The following is an 18,600-nucleotide window of genomic DNA, read 5'->3' on the forward strand; positions in this document are numbered from 1 at the left end:
CTCATTGTTAGTATACACATAAAAAGCGCGCAGTATAACTGCGCGCTTTTATGTGTATAAAATTAAGATCAGGCATTCGCTTGCAACAAGCGCACCAGTTCTGCTTTTGGAGCAGTGCCGCTATGTCTCCATACAGACTGGCCGTTTTTGAAGATCATAAATGTAGGTACGCTACTGATCTGGTATTCCTGCGCAATCTGCGGAAATTTGTCCACGTCAATCTTAACCACACGTGCCCCTTCACCAACCGCATCTTTTACCTGCTCCAGTACCGGAGCCATAGCCTGGCAAGGCCCGCACCAGGTAGCGAAAAAGTCGATCAGTACCGGCTTATTATCATTAATCAATTCTTGAAATTTATCCAGCATAATTATCTTTTTTAGTAGTTTGAACAGAACATTGGTTTCCTGCGCATCCCAGTCTGAATACGGCCATAGCTACGAAATACAGTCCGATACCCATTAACAACCATTGCTGATCCAGCGCGGATTGTATTGCAGCCCAGGCGCCAATAACAAAGTACAGTATCCTTCTCAGGGTCCAGCCGAAAAGCAATGGTTTATTCATGTGTTTTCTTTTGCAGGTTGATGAATAATTCAGTGCCCGCTCTCGGAGGAATGCTGTTGGTGCAGCGCTCCATCGTATGTACCATGTAATATGGTGCAAATAATGCGTCGTACTCCGGTTTAAACCCACCGAAAGGAGGGCCTTGCTTCTCGAACTCCGTATCAAAAAGTAGTCCGATGATCCTTCCTCCAGGTGCAAGCAGGGAATATGTTTTGGTAACATAGTCAGGACGTAATTCAGGATTCAGCGCACAGAAAAAAGTCTGTTCGATGATCAGATCAAACTGCCCATTCAGCGTGAAAAAATCCTGATGCAGGATATTAATCCTTGGCTCATTGCTGTAACGGGAGCGTAACTGCTCCACTGCATGAGGGGCAATGTCGATCAGGGTAATATTGCTAAAACCCATATCCAGTAAAGCTTTTGCTTCATAGGCATTGCCACAGCCCGGGATCAGTATCGCAGCATCCTTGTCAGGATATTGTTGCATATACTCCACAATAGCAGGCGATGCATATCCTATATCCCATCCAGATGTACCTTGCTCCCATCGGTTATTCCAATAGTTTGCATCCAGTTGTTTGTTTTGATCCAGTTCCATAATTATTTCAGCACTTTAGTCTGGCAAACAAAATCCGTTTTAGGTACTTCTGTTTTTGCAATAGCATTGTATCCTCCATCAACTTCACTGAAGTTACGGTAACCGCGGGCCTGTAAAATGCTGGCCGCGATCATGCTGCGGTAACCACCGGCGCAGTGTACAAAGAAGTGCTCCTCAGGGTTTATATCCTTGATCCATTCATTGATCAGCGCCAGCGGACGATGATATGCACCATCCACATGCTCAGCAGCGTATTCGCCATCCTTGCGTACATCAATGATAGTTGATTGTTCATTTATACGTGCTGCAAAATCAGCGGCAGTAATACGATCTACAGTATCCGTTTCTTTACCTTCCTTTTTCCATGCTTCAAATCCGCCATCCAGGTAGCCGATCACATTGTCAAACCCTACCCGGCTCAGGCGGGTAATCGCTTCTTCAATAGTATCGTCTTCTACCACCAGCAATAAAGGTTGTTTTACATCCACGATCATCGCACCAACCCATGGCGCGAAATCGCCTTTCAGGCCTATATTGATTGAGTTCGGGATAAAGCCCTGGCTGAATGCACCGCTGTTGCGGGTATCCAGTATCAGTGCGCCCGTTTCTTCTGCTGCACTTTCAAAAGCATTAGGAGAGAGTGCAGTTTTACCTTTCGCCATAACGGCATCAAAGCTTTCATAACCCAGTTTGTTCATCGCCACATTCATGCCGAAATATCCGGGAGGAGCAGACAGACCTTCTGTTACTGCTTGTATAAAGCTCGCTTTATCGGGTTGATTCAGCGCATAGTTCGTTCTTTTCTGGTTGCCCAAGGTATCTACCGTTTCTTTCTGCATGTTTTTGCCACAGGCAGAGCCAGCACCATGTGCGGGGTATACCGTAACATCATCTGCTAAAGGCATAATCTTTTGTGTAAGGCTATCATAGAGCATTCCGGCCAGGTCTTCCTGTGTCATGCTGGCTGCTTTCTGTGCCAGATCCGGACGGCCTACATCGCCTAAAAACAGCGTATCTCCGCTGAAAATCGCCACATCCTTACCGCTCTCGTCTTTTAAGAGGTAGGTTGTACTCTCCATGGTATGACCAGGAGTATGTAATGCTGTAATCGTTACTTTGCCGATATTAAATACCTGCCCGTCAGTTGCTACAGTAGAATCAAAAGCCGGCTGTGCTGTAGGTCCGTACACGATAGGAGCTCCCGTAGCCTTACTCAGGTCTAGGTGACCCGAAACGAAGTCGGCATGAAAGTGTGTTTCAAAAATATATTTTAAGGCTACACCGTCTTTCGTCAGGCGGTCTGTATAAGGTTTGATCTCTCTCAGCGGGTCGATGATTGCGGCCTCACCTTCAGAAACAATATAATATGCTCCCTGAGCCAGGCAGCCGGTATAAATCTGTTCTATTTTCATTGCTTGTAATTTTTATATTATTGGACAAATGTATAACCCTTATACAAGATAAAAGGTAACATTTGTCACATTTCACTGTTGAGGTATTCATTTTCAATAAACAAATTTCGTGATTTGTACCGGAAAACGAAAGTGTAGCGTGGTATTTTAACTTTTTTGCCCTGCTATAGGCATATAAGGATTATAAATAGAAAGCGCTGCACAATGGCAGCGCTTGTATTAAGCTTGTGGATTATTTTTATTGTTATAGTATTCCTCTGCTGTGTATTCCAGGTCTTCATAGAATTCCTCACCGTATTTCCGAATCAGGGGCTCTTTCAGAAATTTATATACAGGTACTTTTAATGATTCGCCCAAAGTACAGGCCGGACTGCATAATGAGGGTTGCGGCTCGTAATTGAGCGCATGGAAATTTTCGTTTTCCACTACACGGATTGGAAACAGGTGACAGCTGATAGGCTTTTTATAATCGGTTTTTCCGTCATAATAGGCTTGTTCTATAGCGCATTTCACCATGCCATTCTGGTCATAATAACCGTATACGCAGATGCCGCCATTAATGGTAGGGGTAACGATATCAAACTCGTCATCGAAAGTATAAGCACCATCTTCCTCGATCAACTCAATGGCTTCCGGAGTCAGATAGGGTTTCAGAATAGGGTAGAGGTCTTCGATAAGGTTCGCCTCATCGCGGGTAATCGGGGCCCCGGCATCACCTTCTACACAACAGCCACCTTTACATTTGTTCAGGTCGCAGACAAATTTTTTGTCGAAAATGTCATCACTGATCAGGATGTCTTCTATAGATACCAAAGCAAAAATAATTAGATGACAAAGATATGACTATTTTCGGAATGGAATATGTCTGCGATGTTGCGCGGCCGCAGGCCGCGCAACATCTTTTCGCTGTTATTAATATTAATCGTAATTTCGCAGACAGTTTATATATATGAAGAATATTCGCAATTTCTGTATTATTGCCCACATCGACCATGGTAAAAGTACCCTTGCCGATCGTTTGTTGGAACATACCAAGACCATTACCGAGCGCCAGATGCAAAATCAGGTGCTGGATGATATGGATCTGGAACGTGAGAAAGGAATCACTATTAAAAGTAAAGCCATCCAGGCTTCTTATACCAGAGGAAACGAAACGTATACTTTAAACCTGATCGATACTCCCGGCCACGTAGACTTCTCTTATGAGGTATCCCGTGCATTAGCAGCCTGTGAAGGTGCGCTGCTGCTGGTCGATGCATCTCAGGGTATTCAGGCACAAACCATTTCAAACTTATACTTAGCCATCGAAAATGACCTGGAGATCATCCCGGTGATCAATAAGATCGATATGGACGGTGCTATGATACCGGAAGTTACCGATCAGATTGTAGACCTGATTGGTTGTAAGCCGGAAGATATTATCCTGGCCAGCGGTAAGAGCGGTATTGGTATTGAAGAGATCCTGAGTGCAATCGTAGACCGCATTCCTGCTCCTGAAGGGGATCCTGAAGCTCCGCTTCAGGCATTGATCTTTGACTCTGTATTCAACTCTTTCCGTGGTATTATCGTTTATTACCGTGTACTGAACGGTTCTATCAAGAAAGGAGAGAAGGTACGCTTCCTGAACACCGGTAAGGACTATGATGCCGACGAAGTCGGTACACTGGGGCTGGGCCTGCTGCCTAAACCAGAGGTGCTGACCGGCGATGTAGGTTATATCATTACCGGTATTAAAAATGCCCGCGAAGTAAAAGTAGGTGATACGATTACTTCAGTTGCTAATCCGAGCAAGGAATCTATCAATGGTTTTGAGGATGTAAAACCAATGGTATTTGCCGGTATTTTCCCGGTGAACACTGATGAGTTTGAAGAGCTGCGCGACTGTATGGAAAAATTACAGTTGAACGATGCTTCTCTGACCTTCGAGCCGGAAACATCACAGGCACTGGGCTTTGGTTTCCGATGCGGATTCCTGGGTATGCTGCACATGGAGATCATCCAGGAGCGCCTGGAACGTGAGTTCAACCAAACGGTAATTACTACCGTTCCGAACGTAAGTTTCCATGCTTATACTACCCGTGAACCGGAAAAAAGAATTATTGTAAATAACCCTACAGAGATGCCAGACCCTAGTCGTCTGCATCGCGTAGAGGAGCCGTTTATCCGTGCACAGATCATTTCCCTGCCGGAGTATATCGGTAATATTATGACCCTTTGCCTGGGCAAGCGTGGTATCCTGGTTAACCAGAATTACCTGACGCCTACCCGTGTAGAGTTGATCTTTGATATGCCACTGGCCGAGATCGTATTTGACTTCTATGATAAATTGAAATCAAATACACGTGGTTATGCATCATTTGACTATCAGCCATTGGATTACCGTGAGAGCGATATCGCGAAAATGGATATCCTGTTGAATGGGGAGAAAGTCGATGCACTGAGTGCCCTGATTCACCGCAGCCGTGCGCATGATTTCGGTAGAAAGTTGTGTTCTAAACTGAAGGAATTACTGACCAGACACCAGTTTATGATCGCCATTCAGGCAGCCATTGGTGCGAAGATTGTGGCACGTGAGACCATCAGTGCAATGCGTAAGGATGTAACTGCCAAGTGTTATGGTGGTGACATCTCCCGTAAGCGTAAACTGCTGGAAAAACAGAAAGAAGGTAAGAAACGTATGCGTCAGATCGGTAACGTAGAGGTACCACAGGAAGCATTCCTGGCAGTATTGAAACTGGACGATTAAGTTATGTTTTAACGATAAAAAGAATGGCCGGCTGTTTTACAGCCGGCTATTCTTTTTATCGTAATGTTTTCTTTTTTATTTAAATGCCTGAATGTCTAAAGTAGATATGGCACCAGTGTATTCGCGTTCATCATTGGAAGCGATGATCACCAGGCGGTTACCTGCCAGCTCCTGTAACCATTGCTGATAAAGGTTTACCCCTTTCTGGTCTAGGTTACTACAGGGCTCATCCAGTAAGAGGATAGGGGTATCGGAAAAGAAAGCCTGGGCCAGTTTTACCCTTTGCTTCATTCCTGAAGAGAATTCATTAATAAACTGTGTAGCGGCACGTTGCAGTTCCATCGCTTCAATAATACGGGTAACAGTCCAGCCGGGAAGCAGTTTTTTAAACTGAAAATGGAAATCGAGAAATTCTTTTAAGGTCATTTCTTCCACCACTTCCATTGCCGGGGCGCAGTAACTTACATATTTGAAGATTTGCTCAGGATCAACAGTCTTACCGTTTATTTCATAAGTAACCAGTCCTTTACTGATGCTTTGCATCCCTGCGATCATACGGAGCAGGGTAGACTTTCCCGATCCGTTTGCACCCAGTATTGCATATTGATTTGGGCCTTCGTAGACGTTATGTACATCTCTGAAGACCCAATGATTAATGTATCTTTTGCTGATATGATGCAGCTCAATCTTCATCATGAACTTTACTGGTGGTCAGTCCTTTCATGATGCCGTGCTTGGACTCCCGAATGAAGTTAACAATCATTTCGCGATCTTCAGAGAAGGGAACTTCTGCTTCAATAATACTGATTGCTTTTGCCGTATTATAGCCTTTTACATACAGGATACGATAGATATCCATGATATGGTTGATCTGCTCCGGGCTGAAGCCTTTACGGCGCAGTCCGACTGCATTGACACCAACGTAAGATAATGGTTCACGTGCTGCTTTTACATATGGTGGCACATCTTTACGAACCAGGGAACCTCCTGTAACGAAACTGTGCGCTCCGATATTGACAAACTGCTGTACGGCAACCAATCCCGCCAGTACAACATTATTGCCGACAGTGATGTGTCCTGCAAGGGTTGTGCTGTTGGAGAAGATACAGTTATCGCCGATCTCACAGTCATGCGCAATGTGGCAGTAGGCCATGATCAGGCAGTTGTTTCCGATCTTGGTATGCATTTTATCTGTGGTCCCTTTATTGATGGTTACACATTCACGGATGGTAGTACGGTCACCGATAATCGTAAGGGTATCCTCACCATTATATTTCAGATCCTGTGGTATAGCAGAGATTACTGCACCAGGAAAAATACGGCAGTTCTTACCTATTCTGGCACCTTCCATAATCGTTACATTAGAGGCGATCCAGGTTCCGTCTCCGATCTCAACATTTTTGTGGATGGTCGAGAAGGGATCAATTCTTACATCTTTTCCGATTTTGGCTTCCGGATGAACGTATGTTAAAGGATGTATCATTTATACTGTGTAAATTATCTTTTTGAACTTGGAGTCACCTGGGCCATCAGTTCGGCCTCTGCAACCACTTTATTACCTACATAGGCTGTTGCGCGCATTTCGCATAATCCGCGTCTGATCGGGGCCATCAGCTCCATTTTCAGCAGCAGGGTGTCGCCCGGCAATACTTTCTGTTTGAACCTTACTTTGTCGATCTTTAAAAAATAAGTATCGTATCCGCCCTCAACCTCCGGCATATTGCTTAATGCCAGCAGGCCGCCGCATTGGGCCAGTGCTTCCAGCATCAGCACGCCCGGCATAACCGGGTTACCCGGGAAGTGTCCCTGGAAGAATGGCTCGTTCATCGTTACATTCTTTACGCCGATCACATAGTTGTCAGACAGCTCTATGATTTTATCGACCAGCAGGAACGGGTAACGGTGCGGTAATATTTTTTCGATATGGTTGATATCAAAAACAGGAGGCTTGGAAGGGTCGTATTGAGGCGCTTCCAGGGCCGCTTTGTTTTTCTTGATATATTCTTTGATCACTTTGGCAAAGGCTACATTGCCGGCATGTCCCGGACGGTTTGCAATAACATGTGCATTGATATGGTATCCGCTCAGGGCCAGGTCTCCCACGATGTCCAGCAGTTTGTGACGCGCCGGTTCGTTAGGGAAGTGCAGGTCCAGATTGTTCAGGATTCCTTCTTGTTTGGCCTCGATATTATCTTTATTAAATGCTTTTTTCAATTTGGCCAGTGTCTCTTCAGAGATGGGCTTGTCTACTACAACGATTGCGTTGTTCAGATCACCACCCTTGATCAGGTTATTGTCCAGCAGGTATTCCAGTTCGTGCAGAAAGCTGAATGTGCGGCAGGCAGAAATTTCAGTCTTGAAATCTTCCATCTGCTGCAGGGAAATGTGTTGCGTACCCAGTACTTGTGAATTGAAGTCGATCATTGCGGTAATTTTATATTTATCCGCAGGGATGGCGATCATATCCACATTTTTAACCGGGTCGTAATAATGCAGGTTTTCCGGTAAGGTATATACCGTCTTTTTGGCATCCTGCTGTTCGATACCGATTTGCTCGATCAGTTCAATAAACAATTTGGCACTGCCGTCCATAATAGGCACTTCAGGGCCATCGATTTCTATCAGCACATTATCTACACCCAATCCTACAAAAGCAGAAAGCAGGTGCTCAATGGTACTTACTTTAGCTTCTTTGTTTTCAATGGTGGTACCGCGGGAGGTATCAGTAACAAAGTCTACATCAGCTTTTACGACCGGTTGTCCTTCCAGGTCTACGCGCTTAAAACGGTATCCGAAATTTGGGTCAGCAGGATGTAAGGTAATGGTAGTGTTTTTACCGGTGTGCAATCCGATGCCGGAGAGACTGCCCGTTCCTTTAAGTGTGTGTTGATAAAATTCCTGAGTCATTTATAAAATTTTTGAATGCTGTTTGCAGCATTCATCATGCCTGAAAAAATCTAACGGCAAACTTAATCATTTTTTTGTTCCAAGGCCTGAATTTTCGCCTCTAAACTTTTAATACGGTCCAGCATATCGGGCAGATTACGGAAGACAATCTGGCTTTTCATTTCGCTTTTGTAATCAAATGCGGGAGAACCACTGATCGCGATATCTTCTTTGCTGATCGATTTGGACACACCACTCTGGGCATTTATTTTTGTTCCGTTAGCCAGTTGGATATGACCCACCAGGCCAGCCTGCCCGCCGATCAGGCAGCGGTCGCCAACTTTTGTACTGCCGGAAATGCCGGCCTGTGCAGCAATAACGGTGCTGCTGCCGATCTCTACATTATGTGCGATCTGTAACAGGTTGTCCAGTTTGGCTCCTTTGCGGATCAGGGTCGAGCCCATCGTAGCACGGTCGATACAGGTATTGGCTCCGATCTCGACATCATCTTCGATCACCACATTCCCGATCTGGGGTATTTTGTCATAACTGCCGTCGGCTTTTGGTGCAAATCCGAATCCGTCGGCACCGATAACGGTACCGCTATGGATGATCACACGTTCGCCCACCCGGCAATCTTTGTATATTGTTACTGAAGGATATAAAATTGTATTGTCTGCAATATGCACATTACTTCCTACAAAACAGTTTGGATAGATCTGTACATTCTTTCCGATTACAGCGTTTTCAGAAATGTACGCGAAGGCACCGATATAAGCGGTCTCATCAACTGTAGCATTTTCTGCCACAAAAGATTGAGCTTCCCGGCCTTGCTTGCGTTGCCCTTTGGTGATCTCATCATATAGCTGCAGTAATTGTGCAAATGCCGCATAGGCATTGGGTACGCGGATCAGGGTCGCCGTTACCGGAGCGGTAAGGGTGTAATCACTATTGATTACCACCACAGCTGCCGCTGTTTCATAAAGGTATTGTTCGTACTTAGGGTTGGCAATGAAGCAAAGTGATTGTGGTCCCGCTTCTTCGATTTTGGAAAAGGTACTCACAATGGCTTCAGGGTTACCTTCAACGGTACCCTGCAGGAGTTGTGCGACTTGTGATGCCGTAAATTGCATATAAGTGTATTACGTTGTTTATTCTAACGAACCGATTTCAGTTCTGGTATATAGCAAATAAAATGTTTTTTGGTTTCTCCGGATACGGTATTGCCTATCAGACTGTTATTAACAGCAGAAATATCTATTGTTTCGCCATTCTTCAGCATGATATTGATGTTGTCATCATTGATTTTATATGTGCTGTTAGTGGTCGTGCCATGAAACAGATAATATGGCATAGTCTCTTCCGTAATCAATCCATGGCGCAATCCCTTTTCCTTCAGTTCTTCATAAGACGTCAAATCGCTGTCATTACTTAGTTTAACTTTATACAATGCTCTTGAGGTCAGCATGGTACATAATCTGGAGAGGATAGGGTCGCTGTGGTTCATCCATTCTTTAATGCTGCAAACGACATCTGCATCATCGATGGCACAGAATTTCTGCAGAATGTCCAGGTCGTTGACAAAGTCCTCTGCTTTAATCTGCTCATATAAAAAGAAAGAGAAGCTGGGTGTGGCAAAAAGTTGCACACCTTGTTCTGCCAGTTCTTTGGCCCTTTTCAATATATTTACGATCAGGCGTTCTGCGCCCAGTACGGTTTTATGCAGGTATACCTGCCAGTACATGAGCCTGCGGGCTATGATAAATTTCTCAACAGAGTATATCCCTTTTTCTTCTACCGCCAGGTTACCGTTTTGTACCGTGATCATTTGTAAGATACGGTCATAGCCTATAGTACCTTCTGCCACACCGGAAAAGAAACTGTCCCGGTTCAGGTAATCCATACGGTCCATATCCAGCTGACTGCTCACCAGTTGATGCAGGAATGGTTTGTCATATGAGTTATTGAAGATCTGTATTGCGATATCGAGGTTGCCGCGGAATAAATCATTGAGCTGATGCATAATTTGCAGCGATAAGGTCTCATGCGATACAGGAAGCAGGTTGTGCTCCAGGGCATGAGAGAACGGTCCGTGGCCAACATCATGCAGCAGGATGGCAAGTTTTGCGCCTGTTTCTTCTTCGGGGCTGATGCTTACTCCTTTTCGTTTCAGTTCGTGCAGTGCAATACCCATCAGGTGGGTAGCGCCAAGTGAGTGCAGGAAGCGGGAATGTACTGCACCGGGATAAACCAGTTGTGCCATACCCATTTGCTTAATGCGCCTTAAGCGCTGGAACCAGGGGTGTTCTATTACCTGCATCAGTTCCCGCTCCGAAAAGCGAATGAATCCGTAAACCGGATCGTTTATGATTTTGCCGTACAAGGGATCGTATAATTTGGGTGCAAAGCTACATAATAAAACAGTTTTAATGTATGAGTAGCCTGTTAATTTGATCCTTTTGTCGGGAAAAATACATTCCTTTCCGGAAAGCCCTATTTTTGCAGCCTAATATTGATGATAATATGTTTCTGATCCTTATTTTTCCTGTATTTGGTGCTTTGCTGGGTTGGCTGGCCCACAAACTATATATCAATATGCTACGTAGTCATGTGCAGAAGAAGTACAAAGATATTCCGGTAGCGGAATGGGATCGTTATGTAGCTCCGGTAGCCGGAACGCTGCTGGAGAAACTACCTTTCCTGGGCACAATCCTGGGTTTTGCACTCGGTCTGTTCTTTATCGTTGCCATTTTCCTGTACAATTATATCTTTCTGTCATCCTGATAGTCCGTATATAAAACTATCTTACTATCCGCATGTAGGCAACTATTTGATTCATCCTTTTGTCCGGCAACAAAAGGACCAAAAGTGCCTTTGTTTTCATCAAGGCGATTGCAAAGCACCGCCATTTTTGTACCATTGCGTGCATTGATCGTCTGAGCTTAACGTGTGATGCGTTCGGTGCTCAACGATCGCAGCTCCACTCCAAAATGGCTATCGCTGTGATGAAAACAATAAGCGATCCGTACCGTACAGATCGCTCCAAATGGCCTTATAAATCCGGCGTTCATAAAATCATTGGCTCGGTCGATAGAGTTGCAAACCACTGTCTGAGCGCAGCGAGTCTGCGTTTGCGACCGACCGACACATTGATTTTTAGCCAGGGATTTATATAGCCTTGATTTTTTGGCGGTACCTTTTGCATCAAGGCAAAAGGTAGCAAAAGATATATAGGATACTTAAATCATAATACTAAACTTTGTTTCCTTTAAGCGGATACTCAGTTGATACTAACTAAAAAGCCGGAGGCCCATGCCTCCGGCTTTTTAGTTACCAGTCTTTATCCAGTTTTACAGGAGCCACACCCTGTTTATTTTTATTGGATTGTAATTTCTTCTCATTTTGCTGCAGGGCATTCAGAATAGCATCGGCCTGCTTTTGCTCCATAGGTCCCTTATCCTGTCCTCCCTGGGTTTGCTGTTCATCTTTATCTTTCTTGTCCGGGTTTTGTTGATTGGGCTTGTCTTTGTCCTGTCCATCCTTATCCTCTTTGTCTTTTTGAGGTTCTTTTTTATCCTGTTTATCCTTCTTGTCTTCCTTGTCTTTGTCCTTATCCTTATCCTTGTCTTTATTCTTATCCTTGTTTTTGTCCTTGTCCTGTTCGTCTTTCTGCATCATTTTCTGAGCATAGGCCAGATTGTAGCGGGTGTCAGCATCAGCAGGATTCTTGCGCAAGGCCGATTTGTAGGCCTCTACAGCTTCTTTCCATTTTTCTTCTTTACAATAGGTATTGCCGATGTTATGGAGTGCTTTGGCCTGCAACATTTTGTCGTTGGTACGGGCCATCATTTGCTGATAGCTGTTGCGGGCAGCCTCATATTTCTTTTGCTGCATGAGGGTATTGCCATAGTTATAATATCCTATGGGATTATTACTGTTGACCACCAACGCTTTCTGAAATGCGTTTTCAGCGGTAGCAAACTCATTATGCTCATACAGGATATTGCCCATCCGTATAAGAGCATTGTTATTATAGTGCTTCACTTCCTGCGCATATACAGCATGGAAAGAGCAGAGGATCATAAATATAAATACCAGACGCTTCATAACTAGGCTTCTTTCAATGTATCTGTAGTAATCTTTTGGGTTTTAACCGATTTTCCGGCGGCAGGTATTAAGCCATCTACCAGCAGCAGCACAACTGTTATCAGCAGGAAATACTGAAAATAGCTTTTGTATTGGGCAAAAATAACCATGTCGGATTGTTTTGCCTCCATTTTGCTGATGGCTTCAAGCAGCGCATCGGCCTCACGGTTATTATTGTTCAGCAGCCGGTAAGTACCTTTTCCGGCTGAGGCTATGCTTTTCAGTTCCGTTTCATTCAGTTTGGAGATCACCTCATTTCCCTGCTGATCTATTTTATTGCGACCTGTTTCCGGATCAAAGATGGGGGCCCCTGCAACAGAGCCGATACCAATGGTATGGATAATAATTCCTCTTTTAACGGCCTCTTTAGCCATTTCTGCCGCTTTCTCATCATGGTCTTCACCGTCTGATAGCAGTACGACCACTTTGGCACGGTTATTATCCTGGCTCAGGGCCTGGTCAGCCATTTCAATAGCATCTCCCAGCACTGTTCCCTGTGTAGGCACAACATCCGGACCGGCAGTACTCAGCATCATTTTAGTATTGTTATAATCTACAGTGAGCGGCGATTGGAGGTAAGCCCTTCCTGCAAACAGAATGAGGCCGGTACGGTCACCGTTCATTTTATCAATCATGGTCTGGATCAACAGCTTGGCGCGGGACAGCCTGTCCGGGCTAATGTCCTTTGCCAGCATACTTTTGCTGACATCCAGTGCAAACATAACGTCTACACCTTTCCTGCTGATGCGTTCGGTATCCCTACCCATCTGCAGATTGGCCAGTCCGATGATGCTGCATGACAGAGCCGCCGCAACCAGGACCAGTTTGGTCGTGCCGCGACCGGCTACCTTACCCTTTATAAGGCCGGGAACCAACCTGGGGTTACCTATATACTGTATACGCTGTTTGCGCCAGCGGAGAAACCGCAGGTACAGGAATATGATGACCGGGATAAGCAGTAATAACCAGAGAAATGTGCCGTGCTGGAATGTGAACATAATAATACTCGAGCCGAATTATGGATAGCAAATATAATATTTCATTCGTATGAATGAATTTAATCGGTTTTTCAGTCTGGTAAATTTAACAAAAACCAGTCTGGATATGCAATTCAATTAAAGCTTCAATATGAATAAGGAAGGTAAACCCGAAAATATTATCTTTGTCGCATTAAAATTTCTATAAAAAATCAATATAAAATGAAAAACACCCCTTTTACGGCTAAACATATAGCCCTTGGTGCGAAGATGGCAGAATTTGCCGGCTACAACATGCCGATCTCTTATTCCAGTATCAATGATGAACATGCTACCGTGCGCAATGTGGCAGGTGTATTTGATGTAAGCCACATGGGGGAATTTATCATCAGTGGTCCTAACGCCCTGGATCTGATCCAGCGTATTACTACTAATGATGCTGCAAAGCTGACCGAAGGTAAGGCACAATACTCTTGTTTCCCGAACGAACAAGGTGGTATTATTGATGACCTGATCGTGTATTGCTTCGTGCCTAATGAAAAATACATGCTGGTGGTAAATGCATCCAACATTGAAAAAGACTGGAATTGGGTGGTGAAAAATAATACCAATAATGCAACCATCGAAAATATTTCTGAGAAAACCGCTTTATTAGCCATTCAGGGACCAAAAGCTACTGAACTGATGCAGTCTCTGACTGATGTTGAGCTGGCTAACCTGAAATATTACACTTTTGCTGTTGGTACATTTGCCGGCGTTGAAAATGTAATCATCAGTGCAACAGGATATACCGGATCTGGCGGGGTAGAAATCTACTTTGAAGATAAAGGTGATGATGCTGCTAAAATCTGGGATGCTATTATGGAAACCGGCGCTCCTAAAGGATTGAAGCCAATCGGACTGGGAGCACGTGATACCCTGCGCCTGGAAAAAGGATTCTGTCTGTACGGTAATGATATCGACGATACTACTTCTCCTATTGAAGCAGGTCTGGGCTGGATCACCAAATTCACTAAAGATTTTACCGCTAAAGATATCATTGCGGGCGTAAAAGAAGCTGGTGCCAAAAGAAAGCTGGTAGGCTTGGAAATGGTAGATAAAGGTATTCCACGTCACGGATACGATATTAAAGATGCTGCTGGTAATGTGATCGGCGTAGTCACTTCTGGTACACAAGGCCCATCTTTGGGTAAGGCTATCGGTATTGCTTATGTAGCAAAAGAAAATGCTGCAGAAGGTACTGAGGTTTTTGTTGCGGTAAGAGATAAAGCGCTAAAAGCTACAGTGGTAAAAATGCCCTTTTTAAACTAGTATAAAACACCCATTTTGTAATTTAATTTCGACAAATGCGTGAAATGTAATTTTTATATTATACCTTTATCATTATTAACCTCTATTAAATAGTACAAAAGTGGACAATCAAAAATTCCAAGGAACAATTAAGTTCTTTAACTCAGAAAAAGGCTTCGGTTTTATTAAAGCTAACAACGGTGGCGAAGATATCTTCGTTCACGTTAGTGGATTAATTGACGAAGTTAAAGAAAACGACAGCGTTGAATACGAAATGCAACAAGGTCGTAAGGGTATGAATGCAATCAATGTAACATTAGTTCGTTAATTATATTATTACCAGTACCAAGCCGGAAGTGTTAACTTCCGGCTTTTTTATTTCATATAGCGCTTTGTCTCCACGTGAATAACTAATCGGAAGGGAAAAAAAGTGAATAATTATCTTTGCAGGGATATGCACCATTTACCGACAGAAGACACATATTTACACAAAGGACTACGTAAGAAACTAGTAGAAGAACTGCGCAATCTCGGCATTACAGACGAGGGTGTGCTGAGTGCAATTAATACAGTGCCCCGCCATTTTTTTCTGGATTCTGCACTGGAGCGTTATGCTTATGAAAACAGGGCTTTCCCTATAGCGGCTGGACAGACCATTTCTCATCCGTTTACGGTGGCATTACAGACCCAGGTACTGGATATAAAGCCATTTGAAAAAGTACTGGAAGTAGGCACCGGCAGCGGTTATCAGGCGGCCGTACTGGCTATGCTTAAAGCAAAAGTATTCTCTATAGAGCGGCAACAGGAGCTGTTTAAGCAAATGAACCGTTTTGACTACATCAAAAATCTCACCAATATTAAACGCTTCTACGGAGATGGATTTGAAGGGCTTCCTTCTTATGCCCCCTTCGATAAAGTGATTGTCACTGCGGCAGCGCCTTATGTTCCTGAAAAGCTGATACAGCAATTAAAAGTAGGGGGTATTATGGTTATACCTGTCGGTGATGAAGAGCAGCACATGAAGCGTATTGTCAAAACCGATACGGGCTATACCGAAGAAGTGATCGGGAAAGCTTATTTTGTGCCCATGCTTTCTGGTAAACAAAAGCATTAGATTTTCATGAAACACCCTATAAGAACAATTATTATTGTTGCACTCCTGGTTAAATGTTTGTACCTCATTATGGGCGCTATTTTCAGTCCGGAAGGTATACACAACTGGAATGACCTTATTGCTGTTTTTAATCGCAATGATGCCGGCTGGTATGAAAATATTGCTACAAACGGATTTCCGCGTATACATCATATAGACGAGCTGGGCAAGCGATTACCGGATGGCAGCCTGATACAAAGTAGCTGGGCCTTTTTTCCGGCATATCCTATGCTCAACCGGTCCCTGATGCACTTGTTCGGCTGGTCCTTTAATGGTGCAGCATTCTTGACATCTTTGGTGCTTTCTTTAGTGCATTTCGCTTTGTTTTACTCTTTTGCCAAACATTTTCTTAAGGATGGAAATATGGCATTAAAGGCAACGATATTGTATATCGTTTTTCCTTTCCATTACCATTTTTCCATGTATTATACAGAATCACTATTCCTTTCTGCTTTGCTTATGGCCTTTATAGGCATACAGCAGCAGCGATTATGGTGGTCGGCAACAGCATTGATTGTACTGGTATTGACCAGGCCTAACGGGCTTATATGTCTGCTGCCCGTATGGTTGTATCAGTTGGAACAAAAAGGCGTGGCACTACGTCCGGCCAATTTTAAAGCGATGCTGAAAAATAGCTTGTTCCTTGTTCCGGCGGTGATGGTATTTGCTGCTTACCTGGTTTATCAATATGAAATGACGGGCTATTTCAATGCTTATAGTATTGCACAAAAAGGGTGGAATAAGTTTCTTACGTTCCCATTGCTGGCCTTATTCCGCGGAGGGGCCATTGAGCTTCAGTTCAACAGTGTATATGTTATTCTGGTGCTCCTGTTTGCTATTTACAGCATACGCAAATTGCCACTGAGCCTTAATGTATTTATCTGGATCAACCTGATGATGCCTTTGTGTGCAGGCAGTACAACCTCTATGAGCCGTTATATTGCTGCTCTATTCCCATTATTTTTGGTTGGGTGCATGCTGTTCTTACCCAGGATGAAGAAGACCTATATCTTGTCCTGTAGTTTATTGCTACTACAGCTGGCAGTTTTTTATTTCTGGCTGGAATGGCATCCTTTAAGTTATTAAATACTACTATGTATACACTATAAAAAAAGCGTGCTGCAATCATGATTGCAGCACGCTTTTTTTATAGTGTATTGTTTGTATTACTGAGATACCGTTCTTTGCTCAATACGTTTTTCGTAATCAGTACCCTGGAAAATGCGGTGTACATAAATACCCGGTACGTGAATCGCATTTGGATCCAGCTCGCCGAGCGGCACCAGCTCTTCTACTTCAACAATCGTAATCTTACCGGCTTTAGCCATTACTTCATTGAAGTTACGGGCAGTCTTGTTAAAAATAATATTACCTGCGCTGTCACCTTTCCATGCTTTTACGATAGAAAAATCTGCTTCAAAAGCCATCTCCATCAGGTAGTCTTTACCATTGAAGTTGCGCACCTCTTTACCCTCAGCCACTTCAGTACCTACACCTGCAGGAGTAAAGATAGCCGGCATACCATATGCAGCAGCCAGGCAACGGGTCGCTAACGTTCCCTGTGGAATCAGCTCTACTTCCAGTTCTCCGCTCAGTAATTGGCGCTCAAATTCAGCATTTTCGCCTACATAGCTAGACACCATTTTCTTTACCTGTTTGGTTTTTAGCATCAGTCCGATACCGAAATCATCCACACCGGCATTGTTGGAAATGCAGGTCAGGTCCTTTGTGCCTTGTTTTACCAGAGCATTGATACAATTCTCCGGAATACCGCATAATCCGAATCCGCCCAGCATAATCACTGCGCCATCCTGGATGTCTTTTATTGCCTCTTCGGCATTTTGTACAACTTTATTAAAGCCCATTGTTCAAGTTTGAAGTGCTCAAAAATAATGTTTATTTCTGTTCCTGTAAAATTAAATTAGCTGCATGCACAGTCATGCTCTTCGCTCAGGTCAATGCAGGTAATTACCTTTACAGACTGATCGCAGATACCGAATACAATGCGGAGGTCCTGGCCTTCTGCAACGCGATCTTCGATGGCGTACGTAGGGCAGGGTTTATCATTAAGATCCGATTTCTGATAATTAATATGTCCCTCTCTCAATACCTCTCTTACCTCTGCCTCACTGATGCCACGACAATCCATACGGCAACGTGCATGTTTGGTATATTGCAGCGGTGCATCGGGCGCAATTACAGTCTGGCCACTCTGTGCCGGTGTTGGTGCGGGTTGCTCTTGTTTTGTCGTTTTGCGGGTGATCAGTATAAATACAATCGCAAATACAATAACCAGGAGTACCGAAACCATTTTTTTCGATCTTTTATTTTGCATATCAGGAGCAGCTTATTTAAGGTATTGTTGAATGTTGTCTTTAATCGTTGTTTTCAGCTGTGGGGCAATAAATACTTTGCCGAACAGGCCAATGCCTACACGATGGTCTTCAGCACCGAGTTTCAGCCGGGTAAGTGAGTAGACTACATAATCTTCCCGGGTCACCGATTGGTTTACCAGCGGGCTGATCATCATGTCCAGCATATCCTCGTTCAGTTCCTTCAGCATTGGCGGAAGACTACCTGCTTCTGTAAGCCTTACTTTCTCTTCAGAAAGGGCTTCTGTTATGGCTTTAGCCACGGCTTTCTCATGCTTGTCCTGACCAGGATTGGTCAGCCACATGGTGAAACCGGTAAGGATAAAGATGATTAAAAAAGCAAACCACTTTTTCATGATTAAAAACTTGAGGCACAAAAATACGGTTTATTACATAGGGATGAAACTGAATATTGGTTAACATTGAATATTGATTAAATTTGTATTTGAT

21 protein-coding genes are annotated in these 18,600 nt (G+C 43.9%); 6 read left to right on the plus strand and 15 right to left on the minus strand.

Features of this window, described 5'->3' with window-relative positions; translation table 11 throughout:
* Positions 1–68: 68 nt before the first annotated feature.
* The 5 genes from trxA to EMP01_RS07435 all read right to left on the minus strand — a co-directional run bounded on the left by trxA (position 69) and on the right by EMP01_RS07435 (position 3,393).
* The gene (gene trxA, locus EMP01_RS07415; RefSeq protein WP_202616022.1) at positions 69–368 is read right to left on the minus strand and encodes a thioredoxin; all 300 of its coding nucleotides are present in this window, start codon (positions 366–368) and stop codon (positions 69–71) included.
* Positions 358–567, minus strand: a complete 210-nt coding sequence (locus tag EMP01_RS07420; protein ID WP_129020875.1) for a hypothetical protein — start codon at positions 565–567, stop codon at positions 358–360. Before EMP01_RS07420 ends, trxA begins: the two co-directional genes overlap by 11 nt.
* Entirely contained in the window at positions 560–1,168 is a 609-nt protein-coding gene (locus tag EMP01_RS07425) for a methyltransferase domain-containing protein (protein WP_129020876.1), read from the minus strand. The genes EMP01_RS07420 and EMP01_RS07425 overlap by 8 nt, the downstream gene beginning before the upstream one ends.
* Positions 1,169–1,170: 2 nt before the next feature.
* Positions 1,171–2,580 carry an MBL fold metallo-hydrolase gene (locus EMP01_RS07430; RefSeq protein WP_129020877.1) on the minus strand — a complete coding sequence of 470 codons (1,410 nt, stop codon included), beginning with the start codon at positions 2,578–2,580 and terminating at the stop codon, positions 1,171–1,173.
* A gap of 219 nt (positions 2,581–2,799) precedes the next feature.
* Complete coding sequence (locus EMP01_RS07435; RefSeq protein ID WP_129020878.1) at positions 2,800–3,393, minus strand: DUF3109 family protein; 594 nt, start codon at positions 3,391–3,393, stop codon at positions 2,800–2,802.
* A 136-nt stretch (positions 3,394–3,529) separates the two neighbouring features.
* On the opposite strand from EMP01_RS07435, the gene lepA reads away from it, so the two are divergent.
* Positions 3,530–5,326 carry a translation elongation factor 4 gene (gene lepA / locus EMP01_RS07440; protein WP_129020879.1) on the plus strand — a complete coding sequence of 599 codons (1,797 nt, stop codon included), beginning with the start codon at positions 3,530–3,532 and terminating at the stop codon, positions 5,324–5,326.
* A 75-nt stretch (positions 5,327–5,401) separates the two neighbouring features.
* Here the strand turns inward: lepA and EMP01_RS07445 are convergent, their stop codons facing one another.
* The 5 genes from EMP01_RS07445 to EMP01_RS07465 form a co-directional block, all read right to left on the minus strand.
* Entirely contained in the window at positions 5,402–6,022 is a 621-nt protein-coding gene (locus EMP01_RS07445) for an ABC transporter ATP-binding protein (RefSeq protein WP_237559495.1), read from the minus strand.
* Positions 6,009–6,809 carry an acyl-ACP--UDP-N-acetylglucosamine O-acyltransferase gene (lpxA, locus tag EMP01_RS07450; RefSeq protein ID WP_129020880.1) on the minus strand — a complete coding sequence of 267 codons (801 nt, stop codon included), beginning with the start codon at positions 6,807–6,809 and terminating at the stop codon, positions 6,009–6,011. Before lpxA ends, EMP01_RS07445 begins: the two co-directional genes overlap by 14 nt.
* 14 nt (positions 6,810–6,823) lie before the next feature.
* A complete protein-coding gene (locus EMP01_RS07455) occupies positions 6,824–8,233 on the minus strand; it encodes a bifunctional UDP-3-O-[3-hydroxymyristoyl] N-acetylglucosamine deacetylase/3-hydroxyacyl-ACP dehydratase (protein ID WP_129020881.1) in 1,410 nt (469 codons plus the stop codon).
* Positions 8,234–8,295: 62 nt separating this feature from the next.
* Positions 8,296–9,345, minus strand: coding sequence for a UDP-3-O-(3-hydroxymyristoyl)glucosamine N-acyltransferase (lpxD, locus tag EMP01_RS07460; protein ID WP_129020882.1), 1,050 nt, complete (start codon positions 9,343–9,345; stop codon positions 8,296–8,298).
* Between the two features lie 23 nt (positions 9,346–9,368).
* Positions 9,369–10,595: an HD domain-containing protein gene (locus EMP01_RS07465; protein ID WP_237559496.1), complete on the minus strand. Its 1,227-nt coding sequence runs from the start codon at positions 10,593–10,595 to the stop codon at positions 9,369–9,371.
* Positions 10,596–10,735: 140 nt separating this feature from the next.
* On the opposite strand from EMP01_RS07465, the gene EMP01_RS07470 reads away from it, so the two are divergent.
* Entirely contained in the window at positions 10,736–10,996 is a 261-nt protein-coding gene (locus EMP01_RS07470) for a hypothetical protein (RefSeq protein WP_129020883.1), read from the plus strand.
* 546 nt (positions 10,997–11,542) lie between these two features.
* Here EMP01_RS07470 and EMP01_RS07475 read toward each other — a convergent pair.
* On the minus strand, positions 11,543–12,319 hold the full coding sequence (locus EMP01_RS07475; protein ID WP_129020884.1) for a tetratricopeptide repeat protein: 777 nt from the start codon (positions 12,317–12,319) through the stop codon (positions 11,543–11,545).
* Positions 12,320–12,321: 2 nt separating this feature from the next.
* Positions 12,322–13,356, minus strand: coding sequence for a vWA domain-containing protein (locus EMP01_RS07480; protein WP_237559497.1), 1,035 nt, complete (start codon positions 13,354–13,356; stop codon positions 12,322–12,324).
* A gap of 201 nt (positions 13,357–13,557) precedes the next feature.
* Here EMP01_RS07480 and gcvT point away from each other — a divergent pair, with 201 nt between their 5' ends.
* From gcvT to EMP01_RS07500, 4 genes are all read left to right on the plus strand, one after another.
* Positions 13,558–14,646, plus strand: a complete 1,089-nt coding sequence (gene gcvT, locus EMP01_RS07485; RefSeq protein WP_129020886.1) for a glycine cleavage system aminomethyltransferase GcvT — start codon at positions 13,558–13,560, stop codon at positions 14,644–14,646.
* Between the two features lie 100 nt (positions 14,647–14,746).
* The gene (locus tag EMP01_RS07490) at positions 14,747–14,953 is read left to right on the plus strand and encodes a cold-shock protein (protein WP_129020887.1); all 207 of its coding nucleotides are present in this window, start codon (positions 14,747–14,749) and stop codon (positions 14,951–14,953) included.
* A gap of 126 nt (positions 14,954–15,079) precedes the next feature.
* Positions 15,080–15,739 carry a protein-L-isoaspartate(D-aspartate) O-methyltransferase gene (locus EMP01_RS07495; protein WP_129020888.1) on the plus strand — a complete coding sequence of 220 codons (660 nt, stop codon included), beginning with the start codon at positions 15,080–15,082 and terminating at the stop codon, positions 15,737–15,739.
* 6 nt (positions 15,740–15,745) lie between these two features.
* On the plus strand, positions 15,746–16,864 hold the full coding sequence (locus EMP01_RS07500; RefSeq protein WP_129020889.1) for a hypothetical protein: 1,119 nt from the start codon (positions 15,746–15,748) through the stop codon (positions 16,862–16,864).
* An 80-nt stretch (positions 16,865–16,944) separates the two neighbouring features.
* Here the strand turns inward: EMP01_RS07500 and EMP01_RS07505 are convergent, their stop codons facing one another.
* From EMP01_RS07505 to EMP01_RS07515, 3 genes are read right to left on the minus strand one after another with little or no spacing between them, the layout of a single operon-like run.
* Positions 16,945–17,643, minus strand: coding sequence for a CoA transferase subunit A (locus EMP01_RS07505; protein ID WP_129020890.1), 699 nt, complete (start codon positions 17,641–17,643; stop codon positions 16,945–16,947).
* Positions 17,644–17,699: 56 nt separating this feature from the next.
* Positions 17,700–18,113 (minus strand): DUF4258 domain-containing protein, encoded by a 414-nt coding sequence (locus tag EMP01_RS07510; RefSeq protein ID WP_129020891.1) that lies wholly within the window; start codon positions 18,111–18,113, stop codon positions 17,700–17,702.
* A gap of 12 nt (positions 18,114–18,125) precedes the next feature.
* On the minus strand, positions 18,126–18,506 hold the full coding sequence (locus tag EMP01_RS07515; protein WP_129020892.1) for a DUF4359 domain-containing protein: 381 nt from the start codon (positions 18,504–18,506) through the stop codon (positions 18,126–18,128).
* Between the last annotated feature and the right edge of the window lie 94 nt (positions 18,507–18,600).

It is taken from the genome of Edaphocola flava, assembly GCF_004118155.1.
Classification (GTDB): domain Bacteria; phylum Bacteroidota; class Bacteroidia; order Chitinophagales; family Chitinophagaceae; genus Edaphocola; species Edaphocola flava.